Here is a 14,199-nt window from a genome sequence, read left to right as displayed (position 1 = left end):
GGCACGGAGCGAACCCGTGCGGGCCCGGCCGTTCGCCCGCACCGGACGCGAACGGTGACCGCGCGTCCTGCCGCCGTCAGGGCCTGCGCTGGGAGCCTGTGGTCCGGTAGACGTCGAACACACCGTCGATGCGCCGGACGGCGCTGAGGATGTGGTTGAGGTACTTGGGGTCGCCCATCTCGAACGCGAAGCGGGACATCGCTACGCGGTCCGAGGACGTGTTCACGTTGGCCGCGAGGATGTTCACGTGGTTCTCGGCGAGCACGCTCGTGACGTCGGAGAGCAGGCTCTTGCGGTCGAGGGCCTCGACCTGGATCTCGACCAGGAACACGCTCGACTGCGTGGGAGCCCAGTCCACGGGCACGATCCGGTCGGGTTGATCGCGCAGCTCCTGCACGTTGCGGCAGTCGGTCCGGTGCACCGAGACGCCCGAGCCGCGGGTGACGAACCCGATGATGGGATCCGGCGGGACGGGGGTGCAGCAGCGGGCGAGCTTCACCCAGACGTCGCCGACGCCGCGGACGGTCACGCCCGAGTCGGAGAACTTCGGCCGGCGGGGCTGCGCCGGGACCACGGTCTCGGCGATGGTCTCCTCGGCCCCCTCGTGCCCGCCCATGAGCGCCACGAGGTGCTCGATGACGTTCTGGGCGGAGGTGTGCCCGTCGCCGACAGCCGCGTACAGCGCCGAGATGTCCTGGTGGTGGAGCTCCTCGGCCACGGTCATCAGGGCGGTGTGCGTCATCATGCGCTGCAGGGGCAGGTTCTGCTTGCGCATGGCGCGCGTCAGCAGGTCCTTGCCCTTGTCCACGGCCTCCTCGCGCCGCTCCTTGGTGAACCACTGCCGGATCTTGTTCCGGGCGCGCGGACTCTTGACGAAACCCTGCCAGTCCTGGCTCGGCCCCGCCCCCTCGGCCTTCGAGGTGAAGATCTCCACCGAGTCGCCGTGGTTGAGCTCGCTGTTGAGCGGGACGAGCTTCCCGTTCACCCTCGCCCCGATGGTCCGGTGGCCCACCTCGGTGTGCACCGCGTAGGCGAAGTCCACCGGCGTCGATCCGGCCGGCAGCGCCATGACCTCGCCCTTCGGGGTGAAGACGAAGACCTCCCGGGCGTTGATCTCGAACCGCAGGGAATCGAGGAACTCGTTCGGGTCCGAGGTCTCCTGCTGCCAGTCGACGAGGCTGCGCAGCCACCCCATGTCCCCGCCGTCCTGCGCCTCGAGCTGCCGGCCGCCGCTCTTGTACTTCCAGTGCGCGGCGACGCCGTACTCGGCACGGCGGTGCATGTCGTGGGTCCGGATCTGGATCTCGACGGGCTTGCCGCCCGGACCGATCACGGTGGTGTGCAGCGACTGGTACATGTTGAACTTCGGCATGGCGATGTAGTCCTTGAACCGCCCGGGCAGCGGGTTCCAGCGGGAATGCAGCGAGCCGAGGGTCGCATAGCAGTCGCGCACGCTGTCCACCAGGACGCGCACGCCCATCAGGTCGTGGATGTCGTCGAAGTCCTTACCGCGGACGATCATCTTCTGGTAGATGGAGTAGTAGTGCTTGGGCCGCCCCGTGATCGTCGCCTTGATCTTGACGGTGCGCAGGTCCTCCTCGATCTGGTTCCGGACGAGGCTGAGGTGCTTCTCCCGCTCGGGGGTCCTGTCCCCCACCATGCGGACGATCTCCTCGTACACCTTCGGGTGCAGGGCCGCGAAGGAGAGGTCCTCGAGCTCCCACTTGATGGTGTTCATGCCCAGCCGGTGCGCGAGCGGCGCGAAGATCTCGAGGGTCTCCCGGGCCTTCTTGGCGGAGGAGGCGGGCGAGACGAAGCGCCACGTGCGGGCGTTGTGCAGCCGGTCGGCGAGCTTGATGACGAGGACCCGGATGTCCTTCGCCATGGCGACGACCATCTTGCGTACCGTCTCGGCCTGCGCGGCGTCCCCGAAGGACACCTTGTCGAGCTTGGTCACGCCGTCCACGAGCATGGCCACCTCGGGCCCGAAATCGCGCTTGAGCTCCTCGAGGGTGTACGAGGTGTCCTCGACGGTGTCGTGCAGCAGGGCCGCGGCCAGCGTGGTGCCGGTCATGCCCAGCTCGGCCAGGATCGTGGCGACCGCGACGGGGTGGGTGATGTACGGGTCGCCGCTCTTGCGCGTCTGACCCTCGTGGCTGCGCTCGGCGACGAGGTAGGCCCGCTGGATGAGGTCGAGGTCTTCCTTGGGATTGTTGGCCCGGACGGTGCGCAGGAGCGGCTCGAGGACGGGCGAATAGCCGGAGGAGCCGCGGCCGGTGAGCCGCGCGATGCGCGCGCGGGTCCGTCCACGCCTGCCGGGGGCCACCTGGTCGGCGCTCGCGGCGGACGGCGCGGAGGTCGGCGATTCGGGCTGCACGAGGCCCCGGGGCGCTCCCGGGCGCGCGACGTCCGTGGCGATCGGGCCCTGTCCCCCTGCTGTGGGGGTGCCCGCGCCGCCGTCGGACCCTCCCGTAGGGTTCACCGCTTCAGCCATGTGCCATCCCTCAATCTCGATCCCGGGCCCGGGGAGGACCCGCGATGCCACCGGTCATGCGACGGTCCAATTCTAGCCGGGCCCGGAACGTCGTCGGCCGCAGGCGGCCCGGACGGGTCTCCTGCGGCCGACGACGGTGCCGGCGCGGTCGGCGGCTCAGGTCGAGGCTGCCGCCAGGGACCGCCGGGCGAGGACCTTCTCCTCCTGCTTCTTCAGCTCCGGTTCGTTGAGCCGGAGCGCGGCGTAGAGCGGCGCGGCGATGAAGATGGTGCCGAGCGTGCCGAGGATGATGCCGATGAACAGGGCCAGCGACAGGTCCTGGAGGGTACCGGCGCCGAGCAGGAAGGCCCCGATGAAGAGGATCGAGGCGACCGGGAGGATCGCGACGACGGACGTGTTGATGGACCGGACGAGCGTCTGGTTCACCGCGAGGTTGACCTGTTCGGCGAAGGTGCGCTCGGTGGACGTCTTCATGTCCGCGGTGTTCTCCCGGATCTTGTCGAACACCACCACCGTGTCGTACAGGGCATAGCTCAGGATCGTCAGGAAGCCGATGATCGCCGAGGGTGTGACCTCGAAGTCGCTCAGCGAGTAGAGCCCGGCGGTGAGGACCATGACGACGACCAGGGCGGCCATCGCGGCGAGTGCCATCTTCCAGGTGCGGAAATAGAGCGCCATGAGGATCGCGGCCAGGAGGACGAACACCCCGAACCCGATCAGGGCCTGCCGGCTGACGTCCTCACCCCAGGTGGGCCCCACGTAGCTGGAGGTGACCTGGTCCTCGCCCACACCGTACCCGTCGGCGAGGTTGCCCCGGACGCTCAGCGTCTCGTCGTCCGAGAGGCGCTCCGTCTGGACGCGCATGGTGTCGCCGGCGATGTTGGTGACGCGCGGCACGGCCTCGGGGACGACGTCCGTCACGGCCTGTTCGCCGATCGCGGGATCCGTGTCCTGGGTGGAGGACACCGTGAACTCCGAGCCTCCCCGGAAGTCGATGCCCAGGTTGAAGCCGCCCTTGACCACCGGGATGATGATCGAGATCAGGAGGGCGATCCCGGCGATCAGGAACCAGAGGTTCCGCTTCGCGACGAAGGGGTAGGAGCGCTTCCCCGAGTACAGCTCGTTGCCGAAGGTGGCGAAGTTCGTGCGGCTCATTCGTTGGTCTCTTTCTGGGAAGAACCGGTGCGGCCCGCGAGGGCCTTCTGCTGTTCCGCACGCCGACGCTCGGCGATCGTCAGGCGCCGCTCGGCCTCGGCCGATGCGCCCTTGTTCTTGGTCCGGGCGACGACGACCGGCTTCACGGTGCCCTCTCCCGGCTGGCGGAGGCGGCCGGCACCGCGATACAGGGGGATGCCTCCGAGGCGGCTCGGGTCCAGGCCGGACCACGGGTGGCCCTCGCCGAAGAACTTCGTCCTCGCGAGGAGCCGGAGGACCGGGTGGGTGAAGAGGAAGACCACAATGAGGTCGGCGATCGCGGTGAGGCCGAGGGTGAACGCGAAGCCACGGACGTTGCCGACGGCGACGAAGAAGAGAACGAGCGCGGCCAGCAGGTTCACCGCCTTCGAGGCGAGGACGGTGCGCTTCGCGCGCCGCCACCCGTTCTCGACGGCGGAGACGAGTCCGCGTCCCTCCCGCAGCTCGTCGCGGATGCGCTCGAAGTAGACGATGAACGAGTCGGCGGTCTGGCCGATGGCGACGATGAGGCCCGCGACGCCGGCGAGGGAGAGACGGTAGTTCTCCGTCCAGCCGAGGATGCAGATGGCCAGGTAGGTCAGGACGCCCGCGACGACCAGTGAGGCGATGGTGACCAGGCCGAGGAGCCGGTACTGGAACATCGAGTAGGCGGCGACGAGCAGGAGGCCGATCAGGCCGGCGATGAGCCCGAGGCGCAGCTGGTCGGCGCCCAGGGTGGCCGAGATCTGCTGCTCGCTCTGGATCTCGAAGCTGATGGGCAGCGCACCGTACTTGAGCTGCTCCGCCAGGGCCGCCGCGGATTCCTCGGTGAAGTTGCCGCTGATCGAGGGGTTGCCGTCGGGGATGACGGCGTTGGTGGTGGGCGCGGACACGATCCGGCCGTCGAGGACGATCGCGAACTGGTTGCGGGGGTCGCCCTGCCCGATCGCGTAGAGGCGCTCGGTGACCTCGCGGAAGGTCTCGGTGCCCTCGTCGTTGAAGTCGATGTTCACGGCCCAGCTGTTGAGCGTCTGGCCTCCCTGGCTGCGCTCCAGTCCGTAGCTCGCCGTCGTGATGTCGGTTCCCGGTACTTCGACGGGGCCGAGGATGTACTTGCCCTGGGTATCGGGCTCGCACGCCACCATGGGCTCGTCGGCGGGCGCGGGCTCTTCCGCCGGCTCCAGTGCTGCCGGGTCGAGGCAGTTGAGGGCCTCGAACTCCTGGTACAGCTCGGGGGTGATCCAGTTGGGATCGCTCGCGTTCTGCGGCTCGGCGGCCGGCGTCGGGAGCTGGTCCTCCGGGGTGGGTGTCTCGGCGGCCGGGGCCTGGCCGGGACCACCGGCGAGGACCGGCCGGAACTCCATCTGGGCGGAGGCCTGGATGAGGTCGCGTGTCTGTGCGTCGGGTGTGCCCGGCAGCGAGACGATCACGTTCTGGCCGGACTGCGTGCTGATCTCGGCTTCCGCGACACCGGACCCGTCGACGCGCTGGCGGATGATCTCCACCGCCTGGTCGAGCTGTTCGGGCGTGATCTCGCTGCCGTCCTGGACCCGGGGGGCCAGGATCATCTGGGTTCCGCCCTCGAGGTCGAGGGCCAGGCGCGGGCTCCAGCTCGCGGTGCTCCAGTGGGCGCCCGCTCCCAGCAGGGTTGCGAGCAGTGCTGTCAGTACGCCCAGCCAGACTAGTGTCCGCTTGGCTGCCGTCCCGGTACCGGTACGAGGCATGGTGGGATGTCCTTATGCAGTGGCGCGTCGGCTGCGCCGGGTGATCGTGACGGCCCCGGTACGGGTACCGGGGCCCTACGAAATGCTAGTTGTCAGGATTCGCTTTGGGGTCGCGGGCGTCGCGCGCGTCGCGGTTTTCCCGCTGCGGGTCCCGGTTCAGGCGCTCCAGCGTCTCCTCGGGGCTCTCGACGCCGGACGTGGACCCCGGGGTCCCCGCAGCGGTGGAACCGCCGGCCGGGGTGCGGTCGACGCCGTCGATCGAGGACACATCGTCGGGCACCGCGGTGGCGTCGTACCCGCTGCGATCGGCCGGATCCGCGACCGTCGCGTCCTGGGCAGCGACCGCCGGTTCCTGCTGGACCACCTTGGAGAGCGCCTGCGTGTGGACCGTGGCGAAGGTGCCCGGGGACAGCTCGAGGACGGCCTTGTTGTTCTCCTGGTCGATCGAGGCGATGGTCCCGAAGAGACCGAACTGGGTCATGACCTCGGTGCCGGGTTCCATCTGGGTGCGCATGTCCTTGACCTGCTGCTGCGCCTTCCGCTGCCTGCGGAACATGGTGAAGATGAGGAAGGCCAGGGCCAGCGGGAGCAGCAGACTGAAGATGTCGAATCCGCCGGTCTGTCCGGTCGTGGGTTGGGCGACTACATGTGCAAGCACTGGAGATCCGTTCCTGGGGCTGGGGTGTGAGTGGCAGGACTGTGCCACGGCACACATCGTGAGACACCAGTGTAGAGCCGTTTGCTGGGCGTCCCCGCGTCAGGAGTCCGGCTGGGCCCAGCTGTCGACGGTCGCCTCCGTGGCCATCAGGTCCTCGGGCGTGACGGAGAACAGGTCCTCGGGCATCGCGGCCGCGACGTTCGCGGGCATCTCGATCCCCAGGTGCCGCCACGCGGCGGCCGTCGCGATCCGGCCGCGCGGCGTGCGCCCGAGCATGCCCTCGCGGACCAGGTAGGGTTCGGCGACGGTCTCGACCGTCTCCGGTTCCTCGCCCACGGCGATCGCCAGCGTCGACAGGCCCACGGGTCCCCCGTTGAACTTGGTGATGAGCGCCGTGAGCACCGAGCGGTCCAGCCGGTCGAGTCCTCGGGCGTCCACCTCGTACATGTCCAGTGCCGCACTGGCGGACCGGGCGTCGATGAGGTCGACGCCGTGGACCAGCGCCCAGTCCCGGACACGCCGGAGGAGGCGGTTGGAGATACGCGGCGTGCCACGGGACCGGCCGGCGATCTCCGCGAACGCGGCCGAGTTGACCTTCATGTCCATGAGCATGGCGGAGCGGCGGAGTACGAGCTCGAGTTCATCGGTGGAGTAGAACTCGAGGTGCCCGGTGAAACCGAAGCGGTCGCGGAGCGGTCCGGGCAGGAGCCCCGCGCGCGTCGTGGCGCCGACGAGGGTGAAGGGCGGCAGCTCCAGCGGGATCGCGGTGGCGCCGGGCCCCTTGCCGACGATGATGTCGACGCGGAAGTCCTCCATGGCCATGTAGAGCATCTCCTCGGCGGGCCGGGACATGCGGTGGATCTCGTCGAGGAAGAGGACCTCGCCCTCCGTGAGGGAGGAGAGGATCGCGGCGAGGTCGCCGGCATGCTGGATCGCCGGCCCGGACGTGATGCGCAGCGGCGCGTTCATCTCGGCCGCGATGATCATCGCGAGCGTCGTCTTGCCGAGGCCGGGCGGGCCGGAGAGGAGCACGTGGTCCGCGCTGCGCCCGCGCAGGCGGGACGCCTCCAGGACGAGCGAGAGCTGCCGGCGCACGCGCTTCTGGCCCACGAAGTCGTCGAGGTTCTTCGGCCGGAGTGCCGCCTCGACGGCGCGGTCCTCGGGGTCAGCGGCGGGCGCGACGAGCGGCGCCTCCTCCTGCTGCTTGTCCGTCATGTGCCCACCTTCGTCCGTGCCGAGCTGCGGGCGCCGTCCTGGCCGAGCCGACGCAGCGTGAGTTTCAGGATCTGGCCCACGTCACCGGTCGCGGCGACCTCGGGCGCCTCGTCGACGGCGGCGTCGATCGCCGCACCGGCGTCCTTCTCCGACCAGCCGAGGCCCATCATGGCGGTGAGGACCTGGCCCTGCCAGGTCTGCTTGGGCACCCCGGGCTTGGTGTCGAGCGGGACCAGCTTGCCGGCGAGCTCGAGGACGATCCGGCGGGCGCCCTTGGGTCCGATCCCGGACACCTTGCTGAACGCCTTGTCGTCGCCCGAGGCCGCGGCGATACGGATGGCCTCGGGCGTGTGGACGGCGAGGACGGCGAGTGCCAGGCGGGGCCCGACGCCGCTGACGGCCAGGAGTGTCTCGAAGACCTCGCGCTGGTCGGCGTCTTCGAAGCCGAACAGCGTCATCGAGTCCTCGCGGACGATCATGGCCGTGGCGACGCTTGCCTGCTCCCCCACGCGGAGCCCGGCGAGGGTCTGGGGGGTCGCCTGGACCTGCATGCCGAAGCCGTTGACGTCGAGGACGGCGGAGTGCAGGCCCACGTGGGTCACTGTTCCGCGCAGGGAACTGATCATGAAGGGCTCCAGGGGCACTTGCGGGCGGGACCGCCGGGCGTCCACCCGACGTCGAACATACGTTCTAATGCACTACGGTACCGGCGAAACGGCCCGCGATCGAGCCGCCACACCGGGTCCGCCGCCGGGCGGGGCCCGCCCAGCCCCGGCCTGCCCCTACCCCACGCCTCGATCCGGGCGGCGACTGCCCGCGCACCGGCGATCACAGGAGGGCCGGCAAGATCCCCACGACGGTGGGCGCAGGCAGGACGGCGGGTGCCGGGTCGGCGAGGACGGACACGTTCGGCCCGGCCCGACGAGGATCACGGGGACCCGCCGGCAGCGGCATAGGTCGGCAGGTACTCCTCGACCGCGTCCTCGAGCCAGGTCCACAGCCGCTCACGCCGATCCGTCGCGAACGTGACCGATTCCGCTCGGGTGACCCGACCGACCTCCACATAGCCGCCGTTCAGCGACCCGTGCGCGTCCCCGAGAGCGAGCTGGACCGCGTGACGGGCGGTGGCCCGCGGGGTCGAGGCTCCCGGGAGGACGCTCATCGTCGGCATCAGGTACTTCCAGACCCAGTACATGGAGACCGGCATGTCCCGGCCCAGCCCCGTCCCGGCGACCAGCCCGGGGTCGTACGTGTTCAGCCGACGCCCGGACGCGGCGAGGCGCTCCGCCCATTCGTGGGCCAGGGTCACCAGCGCGAGCTTGCTCGAGGCGTAGGCGACGCCCCCTTGCTCGCGTTCGTCGGCGAACCGCGTCGGGCCGTCCGCCGGAGGGTCCGCCCGGGCGAGGTCTTCGGGATCCCGCCACTGCGGGTCCGGGACGAGGTTGAAGCTCGCCTGCTTGCCCCGATGGGTGGAGGAGCCCAGGAGGACCGCATGGGCGCGCGGGGCGAGGAGCGGTTCCAGCCCTCGCAGGAGCAGGTGCTGCGCGATCACGTTGACGGTGAAGGTCAGCTCGTGGCCCTGCGCTCCGGCACGCCGCCTGCTCGTGAACTGTGCGCCGGCGTTGAGGAGCACGACGTCGACGGGGTGCACCGCGCCCCGTCCCTGCGCCGCGTGGACCTGTTCGAGCGCCGCGCGAACGGAGCCGAGGTCACCGAGATCGGCGCCTGCACCCGTGGCGACGAGCCCGGCTGCACGCACGCGCTCGAGCGTGTTCTCGAGGCCCGCAGCATCCCGGGCGAGGAGGACGAGGCTCGGCCGTGAGGGATGCCCGAGAAGCTCTTCGAGCATCCGTGCGCCGATGCCGCTCGTGAAGCCGGTGAGCAGGATCGTGGGTGACGTGACGACAGTTTGTGTCATGGCGAAGACTATAGTTGATGTCACAAAGTGACACAAGGGTAGGATCGGGGAATGCCCCGTTGGCCCGAAGACTCCCGCCGTCGCCTCGTGGACGCGGCGATCAGCCAGTTCGTCGACCGCGGCTACGCGGAGTCGACCGTCGAGAACATCGCGCTCGCGGCCGGGGTCACCCCGAGGACGTTCTTCCGCTATTTCGCCGACAAGGAGGAAGTGCTCTTCGCCGACGACGACGACCTCCTGCCGCTGCTGATCGGTGTCATCGCCGAGGACACCGGCCCCGTCCGCGCCGACGTGCAGATGAGGAAGGCGCTCGGGACGCTCGCGGCGGCGGTCGAGTCCCGGCGTGATCTGCTGAAGCGGCGCCAGCGCGTCATCGACTCGCACATCGCGCTGTCGGGACGGGAACTCGCCAAGCAGGCCCGGTGGCAGAAGGACGTGACGACGGCCCTGATCGGCCGCGGGTTCCCACCGGAGCAGTCCGAGATCCTGGCAGCCATCGGGTTCGCGCTGTTCCGGCAGTGCCTGCACGCCTGGCTCGCGGACGACGGGGGGCCGGGCCTGGAGGCGCGGGTGGGCGACGCACTGTCCGGGGTGCGGTCCGTTCTGGACGTCCGCAGCTCGCGCTGAGCGGGCGACGACACGGGCGTCGTCGATCAGTAGCTGCCGAGCCCTCCGCCGGGCAGCCGCAGAGGCCCGGGGTCGGACCGCACGGCCGCACTCAGCGGCGTCGGGCCCGGGCCTCCGCCTCGGCCCACATGCGCTGCGCGGGCGTGACCAGTCCGCCGGCGGCGGCTGCGCCCTGCGTCCCCACTCCCCTGCGCCATGCGTGCGTGATGGCGAGGGCCAGGGCGTCGGCGGCGTCCGCGGGCCGGGGCGGCGTGTCGAGCCGGAGGATCTTCGTCACCATCTTCGTGACGGCCACCTTGTCCGCCTGCCCGTTGCCGGTGACCGCGGCCTTCACCTCGGTGGGCGTGTGGAGGGCCACCGGGATGCCGCGGCGCGCCGCGGACACGATGACGACGCCGGACGCCTGCGCGGTGCCCATGACGGTGCTGATGTTGGTGCCGCTGAAAACGCGCTCGACGGCGAGTGCCTGCGGCTGGTGCAGGTCCAGCCAGGTGTCGACGGCCTCCGCGATGACCAGGAGCCGTTGGTCGAGGCTCTGCCCGGCGTCGGTGCCGACCACGCCGACGGCCACGAGGGTGGAGCGCCTGTTGGGTTCGATGTCGACGACGGCGAGCCCGCAGCGGGTCAGCCCGGGATCGACGCCCATCACGCGGAAGGTCACGGGGCTGTCCGCCGTCCGGGGCCGGGAGGGACGATGTCAGTCGTCGTTCTCGAGCTCGGCCAGGACCTCGTGCGGGAGGTGGGCGTTCGAGTAGACGTTCTGGACGTCGTCGAGCTCCTCCAGGGCGTCCACGAGCTTGAGGAACTTCCGGGCGCCGTCGGCGTCCAGGTCCACCTGCATGGACGGGACGAACTCGACGTCGTCGGTCTCGTACTCGATACTGCTCTCGTCGAGCGCGGCGACCACCGCCCGGAGGTCCTGGGGCTCGGAGACGATCTCGAACGTCTCGGCGGACTCCTTGACCTCGTCCGCGCCGGCGTCGAGGACGGACAGGAGCAGTTCGTCCTCGGTGAGGTCCTTCTTCGGCAGGGTGACGACGCCCTTGCGCGCGAACAGGTAGGCCACGGAGCCCGGATCGGCGATCGTGCCGCCGTTGCGGGAGATACCGAGGCGCACCTCGGAGGCCGCGCGGTTCTTGTTGTCCGTGAGGCACTCGATCAGCAGGGCCGAGCCCTGGGGTCCGCGGGCCTCGTACATGATGGTCTGGTAGTCGACGGCCTCGCCGAGCAGCCCTGCCCCGCGCTTGACCGCCCGGTTGATGTTGTCGATGGGGACGGAGGTCTTCTTGGCCTTGGAGACGGCCAGTTCGAGCCCCGGGTTACCCGCGACGTCGGCGCCGCCGGCCCGCGCCGCGACCTCGATGTTCTTGATCAGCTTGGCGAAGGACTTCGCGCGCTTGGCGTCGATCGCGGCCTTCTTGTGCTTCGTTGTTGCCCACTTGGAGTGCCCCGACATGCCTACGCTTCTCCTCTGATCATCCGAATAAACAGTTCGTGGACCCGCCGCTCCCCGGTGACCTCCGGATGGAAGCTCGTGGCCAGCAGGTTCCCTGAACGCACTGCGACAATTCTAGCGACCGGTTCCAAGTCCGTACCGGCACCGCCCCCGTCCGGGGCGGGCCCGGGCTGCGGCGTCTCCGACGCGGGCACCTGCGCCAGCACCTCGACGCCCTCGCCCACCTTCTCCACCCACGGCGCACGGATGAACACCGCACGCACCGGATCGGTGCCGCCGGCACTCCCGGTCGTGGCGAGCCCCCCGAAGGCGAGATCGGTCTCGAAGGACTCCCGCTGCCGCCCGAACGCGTTGCGCCGCACCACCATGTCGAGGCCGCCGAGCGTCTGCTGGGGGTTGCCGAGGCGGTCGGTGGACGGATCCGCGAGGACGTCGGAGAGCATGATCATCCCGGCGCAGGACCCGTAGACGGGCATCCCGTCGGCGATCCTCTCGCGCAGCGGTCCGGCGAGCCCGAAGGTGCGCGTGAGCTTGTCCATCGTGGTCGACTCCCCGCCGGGGATGATCAGGCCGTCGACACCGGCCAGTTCCGCGGCCCGCCGGACGGGCACCGCGCGCCCGCCCAGGGACTCGATGGTCGCGATGTGCTCGCGGACATCGCCCTGGACGGCGAGGACGCCGACCACGACGCCGGACGGGGGCATGGGAGCCGGAAGGGACGGGGAGGTCATCCCCCAATTCTAGGTTCTCCGGCCCCCGCTCCCGCCGGGCGTGAGGAGCGCCTCCCCGCCGCGTCCCGGGAAGGCGGGCGGGCCTGCGATAATTTGGAGGCATGAATCCCCTTCCAGTCCTCGTGGGTAAGGCTGCGCGCTTCGCCTCCCGCCTGCGCGGCGGCGGCTCCGCCTTCCCCGGCCTCGTGGTCGAGCGCCTCGATCCCGGCTTCATGGGCCGCGCCCTGTCCACCCTCCCCCGCGGCGTCGTCGTCGTCAGCGGCACGAACGGCAAGACGACCACCACCAAGATGGTGGTGGAACTGCTCGAGGGCCAGGGCCTGAAGGTGTTCACCAACCGCACGGGCAGCAACTTCACGCGCGGCGTCGCGGCGGCCCTGCTCGGCGAGGTCGACTGGCGCGGACGCCTCAGGGCCGACGTCGCCGTCCTGGAGCTGGACGAGGCCCACGCCGTCCACTTCGTGAAGCTCGTCCCGCCGCGGTACTCCCTGCTGCTGAACGTCCTCCGCGACCAGCTCGACCGGTTCGGGGAGATCGATGCGACCACGCGCCTGCTCGAGCGGATCGCACTCGCCACCACGGAGACGGTCGTGCTGAACCGCGAGGATCCGCGCGTCGCCGGCCTGGCGTCGTCGATCACGGCGGCCGACGTCGTCTACTTCGGCCTCGACGCCTCGCTCAGGAGCACCTTCCCGAACGACGACGAACTGCGCGGCGCCGCGGGGACCGCGCCGGCCGCGGCCCTCCCCGCCGACGTCGTCCTCGCGTCCGTGGACGGCAACGCGGCGGGCTTCGAGGTGGAGGGCACGACGACGCACACCGACCTGCGGCTCCGCGGCGTCTACAACATCTTCAACGCCGCGGCGGCCCTCGCGGCGGCCCGCGCGGTCCTCGGCGGCCGTGCAGACGGCGACCGGCTGTTCTCCTCCCTCGCCGCCGTCGAACCGGCGTTCGGCCGGGGCGAGAGCCTCGTCGTCGACGGCCAGGCCCTCGAACTGGTGCTGGTCAAGAACCCGAGCGGATTCCGCCTGGGCCTGAAGTCCTTCGACCCCGCCGGCTGCGCGACGATGATCGCCATCAACGACAACTACGCCGACGGACGCGACATGTCCTGGCTGTGGGACGTCGACTTCGACTCGCTGGGCCTCGGCGGGGTGGACGTCGTCAGCGGCGTCCGCGCCTTCGACATGGCGCTGCGCCTGAAGTACGACGACGTCCGCGTCGGCGCCGTCGAGCCCGACACCACCGAGGCGCTCCGGCAGTTCATCCGGGGCTCCGCGGGGCGTCCGAAGCGCATCTTCTGCACCTATACCGCCATGCTCGCGGTGCGCCGCGAGCTGTCCAAGATCACGAAGGTCGAGGTGGTCTCCTGATGAGTGACGCCCCATCCGCTGCCGCCCTCACCGGGGCGCCCACCGATCCGCAGAAGGGATCGCTGCGCGTCCTGCAGCTGTACCCGCGCGAGATGAACATCTACGGCGACTACGGCAACGTCCTCGTCCTGAAGCAGCGCCTGGCCTGGCGCGGCTACGGCGCCGAGATCCTCGAGCACAACGCGGGCGACCCGTTCCCGGACGACGTCGACATCATCGTCGGCGGCGGCGGCCAGGACAGCGGCCAGGTGGTCATCCAGGAGGACCTCCAGGCCATCGCTCCCCGGCTGCGGGAGCTCGCCGAGGACGGCACACCGATGCTCCTCATCTGCGGGCTCTACCAGCTCTTCGGCAACAGCTTCCGGACGTACGAGGGCACCGTCATCCCCGGCATCGGGGTGCTCGACCTCGAGACCCGCGGCGGCTCCGAGCGGCTGATCGGGAACGTCGTGGCCACGAGCGAGGAGTTCGGCGAGATCCACGGCTACGAAAACCACAGCGGGCAGACGTTCCTCGGCAGCGGGTTGAGGCCCCTGGCGACCGTGGTCAAGGGCTCCGGCAACAACGCCGAGGAGAAGCACGAGGGCGCCCGCTACCGGAACATCGTCGCGAGCTACCTGCACGGGTCACTGCTGCCCAAGAACCCGATGATCGCCGACTTCCTCCTGCGGACCGCAGCCGAGCGGAAGTTCGGTGCGTTCGACGACGCCGGGCTCGACGACTCCCTCGCGGACCTCGCCCGGCAGCACGCCGGCGCCCGGCCCCGGTAGGACAGCACACCGGCCGGTGCGTCAAGAGGCGCCGGCATCCCGGCCGGCCGGGGAGTCCTA

Annotated in this window: 13 protein-coding genes; 3 read left to right on the top strand and 10 right to left on the bottom strand. The window is 70.3% G+C overall.

The annotated features are described in order from the left end of the window. Positions 1 to 76: 76 nt before the first annotated feature. From AC4D2F_RS01440 to AC4D2F_RS01410, 7 genes are all read right to left on the bottom strand, one after another. A complete protein-coding gene (locus tag AC4D2F_RS01440) occupies positions 77 to 2,494 on the bottom strand; it encodes a RelA/SpoT family protein (RefSeq protein ID WP_258069646.1) in 2,418 nt (805 codons plus the stop codon). 156 nt (positions 2,495 to 2,650) lie between these two features. Continuing rightward, positions 2,651 to 3,649 (bottom strand): protein translocase subunit SecF, encoded by a 999-nt coding sequence (gene secF / locus AC4D2F_RS01435; protein ID WP_104164589.1) that lies wholly within the window; start codon positions 3,647 to 3,649, stop codon positions 2,651 to 2,653. Beyond that, positions 3,646 to 5,391: a protein translocase subunit SecD gene (secD, locus tag AC4D2F_RS01430; protein ID WP_104164587.1), complete on the bottom strand. Its 1,746-nt coding sequence runs from the start codon at positions 5,389 to 5,391 to the stop codon at positions 3,646 to 3,648. Before secD ends, secF begins: the two co-directional genes overlap by 4 nt. Positions 5,392 to 5,476: 85 nt before the next feature. Continuing rightward, positions 5,477 to 6,049, bottom strand: a complete 573-nt coding sequence (gene yajC, locus AC4D2F_RS01425; RefSeq protein ID WP_490909225.1) for a preprotein translocase subunit YajC — start codon at positions 6,047 to 6,049, stop codon at positions 5,477 to 5,479. Positions 6,050 to 6,148: 99 nt separating this feature from the next. Then, positions 6,149 to 7,264 carry a Holliday junction branch migration DNA helicase RuvB gene (gene ruvB / locus AC4D2F_RS01420; RefSeq protein ID WP_104164583.1) on the bottom strand — a complete coding sequence of 372 codons (1,116 nt, stop codon included), beginning with the start codon at positions 7,262 to 7,264 and terminating at the stop codon, positions 6,149 to 6,151. Continuing rightward, positions 7,261 to 7,890, bottom strand: a complete 630-nt coding sequence (ruvA, locus tag AC4D2F_RS01415) for a Holliday junction branch migration protein RuvA (protein WP_490909224.1) — start codon at positions 7,888 to 7,890, stop codon at positions 7,261 to 7,263. The genes ruvB and ruvA overlap by 4 nt, the downstream gene beginning before the upstream one ends. A gap of 302 nt (positions 7,891 to 8,192) precedes the next feature. Beyond that, the gene (locus AC4D2F_RS01410; RefSeq protein WP_490909223.1) at positions 8,193 to 9,182 is read right to left on the bottom strand and encodes an SDR family NAD(P)-dependent oxidoreductase; all 990 of its coding nucleotides are present in this window, start codon (positions 9,180 to 9,182) and stop codon (positions 8,193 to 8,195) included. 51 nt (positions 9,183 to 9,233) lie between these two features. On the opposite strand from AC4D2F_RS01410, the gene AC4D2F_RS01405 reads away from it, so the two are divergent. After that, positions 9,234 to 9,809 (top strand): TetR/AcrR family transcriptional regulator, encoded by a 576-nt coding sequence (locus AC4D2F_RS01405; protein WP_490909222.1) that lies wholly within the window; start codon positions 9,234 to 9,236, stop codon positions 9,807 to 9,809. A 91-nt stretch (positions 9,810 to 9,900) separates the two neighbouring features. Here the strand turns inward: AC4D2F_RS01405 and ruvC are convergent, their stop codons facing one another. Genes ruvC through pdxT form a run of 3 tightly spaced genes read right to left on the bottom strand, consistent with a single transcriptional unit; the run spans position 9,901 to position 11,996 of the window. Next, complete coding sequence (gene ruvC, locus AC4D2F_RS01400; protein WP_104164576.1) at positions 9,901 to 10,470, bottom strand: crossover junction endodeoxyribonuclease RuvC; 570 nt, start codon at positions 10,468 to 10,470, stop codon at positions 9,901 to 9,903. Positions 10,471 to 10,506: 36 nt separating this feature from the next. After that, positions 10,507 to 11,265, bottom strand: a complete 759-nt coding sequence (locus AC4D2F_RS01395) for a YebC/PmpR family DNA-binding transcriptional regulator (RefSeq protein WP_490909221.1) — start codon at positions 11,263 to 11,265, stop codon at positions 10,507 to 10,509. A gap of 2 nt (positions 11,266 to 11,267) precedes the next feature. Continuing rightward, positions 11,268 to 11,996, bottom strand: a complete 729-nt coding sequence (pdxT, locus tag AC4D2F_RS01390; RefSeq protein ID WP_490909220.1) for a pyridoxal 5'-phosphate synthase glutaminase subunit PdxT — start codon at positions 11,994 to 11,996, stop codon at positions 11,268 to 11,270. Positions 11,997 to 12,097: 101 nt separating this feature from the next. Between pdxT and AC4D2F_RS01385 the strand changes: the two genes are divergently transcribed. Further along, positions 12,098 to 13,369, top strand: a complete 1,272-nt coding sequence (locus AC4D2F_RS01385) for a MurT ligase domain-containing protein (protein ID WP_490909219.1) — start codon at positions 12,098 to 12,100, stop codon at positions 13,367 to 13,369. Continuing rightward, entirely contained in the window at positions 13,369 to 14,139 is a 771-nt protein-coding gene (locus tag AC4D2F_RS01380; protein ID WP_104164568.1) for a type 1 glutamine amidotransferase, read from the top strand. Before AC4D2F_RS01385 ends, AC4D2F_RS01380 begins: the two co-directional genes overlap by 1 nt. Positions 14,140 to 14,199: the final 60 nt, after the last annotated feature.

This window comes from Arthrobacter sp. TJ-263, from assembly GCF_058269155.1.
Note: the sequence above shows the minus strand (reverse complement) of the source record. Positions and strands in the feature narration are given on the sequence as shown.

Bases quoted from the DNA above. Each gene is read 5' to 3' on its own strand.
- ruvB (WP_104164583.1), bottom strand. From the start codon at position 7,264: ATGACGGACAAGCAGCAGGAGGAGGCGCCGCTCGTCGCGCCCGCCGCT.
- pdxT (WP_490909220.1), bottom strand. From the start codon at position 11,996: ATGACCTCCCCGTCCCTTCCGGCTCCCATGCCCCCGTCCGGCGTCGTG.
- AC4D2F_RS01380 (WP_104164568.1), top strand. From the start codon at position 13,369: ATGAGTGACGCCCCATCCGCTGCCGCCCTCACCGGGGCGCCCACCGAT.
- secD (WP_104164587.1), bottom strand. From the start codon at position 5,391: ATGCCTCGTACCGGTACCGGGACGGCAGCCAAGCGGACACTAGTCTGG.
- AC4D2F_RS01385 (WP_490909219.1), top strand. From the start codon at position 12,098: ATGAATCCCCTTCCAGTCCTCGTGGGTAAGGCTGCGCGCTTCGCCTCC.
- AC4D2F_RS01410 (WP_490909223.1), bottom strand. From the start codon at position 9,182: ATGACACAAACTGTCGTCACGTCACCCACGATCCTGCTCACCGGCTTC.
- AC4D2F_RS01395 (WP_490909221.1), bottom strand. From the start codon at position 11,265: ATGTCGGGGCACTCCAAGTGGGCAACAACGAAGCACAAGAAGGCCGCG.
- ruvA (WP_490909224.1), bottom strand. From the start codon at position 7,890: ATGATCAGTTCCCTGCGCGGAACAGTGACCCACGTGGGCCTGCACTCC.
- secF (WP_104164589.1), bottom strand. From the start codon at position 3,649: ATGAGCCGCACGAACTTCGCCACCTTCGGCAACGAGCTGTACTCGGGG.
- AC4D2F_RS01405 (WP_490909222.1), top strand. From the start codon at position 9,234: ATGCCCCGTTGGCCCGAAGACTCCCGCCGTCGCCTCGTGGACGCGGCG.
- AC4D2F_RS01440 (WP_258069646.1), bottom strand. From the start codon at position 2,494: ATGGCTGAAGCGGTGAACCCTACGGGAGGGTCCGACGGCGGCGCGGGC.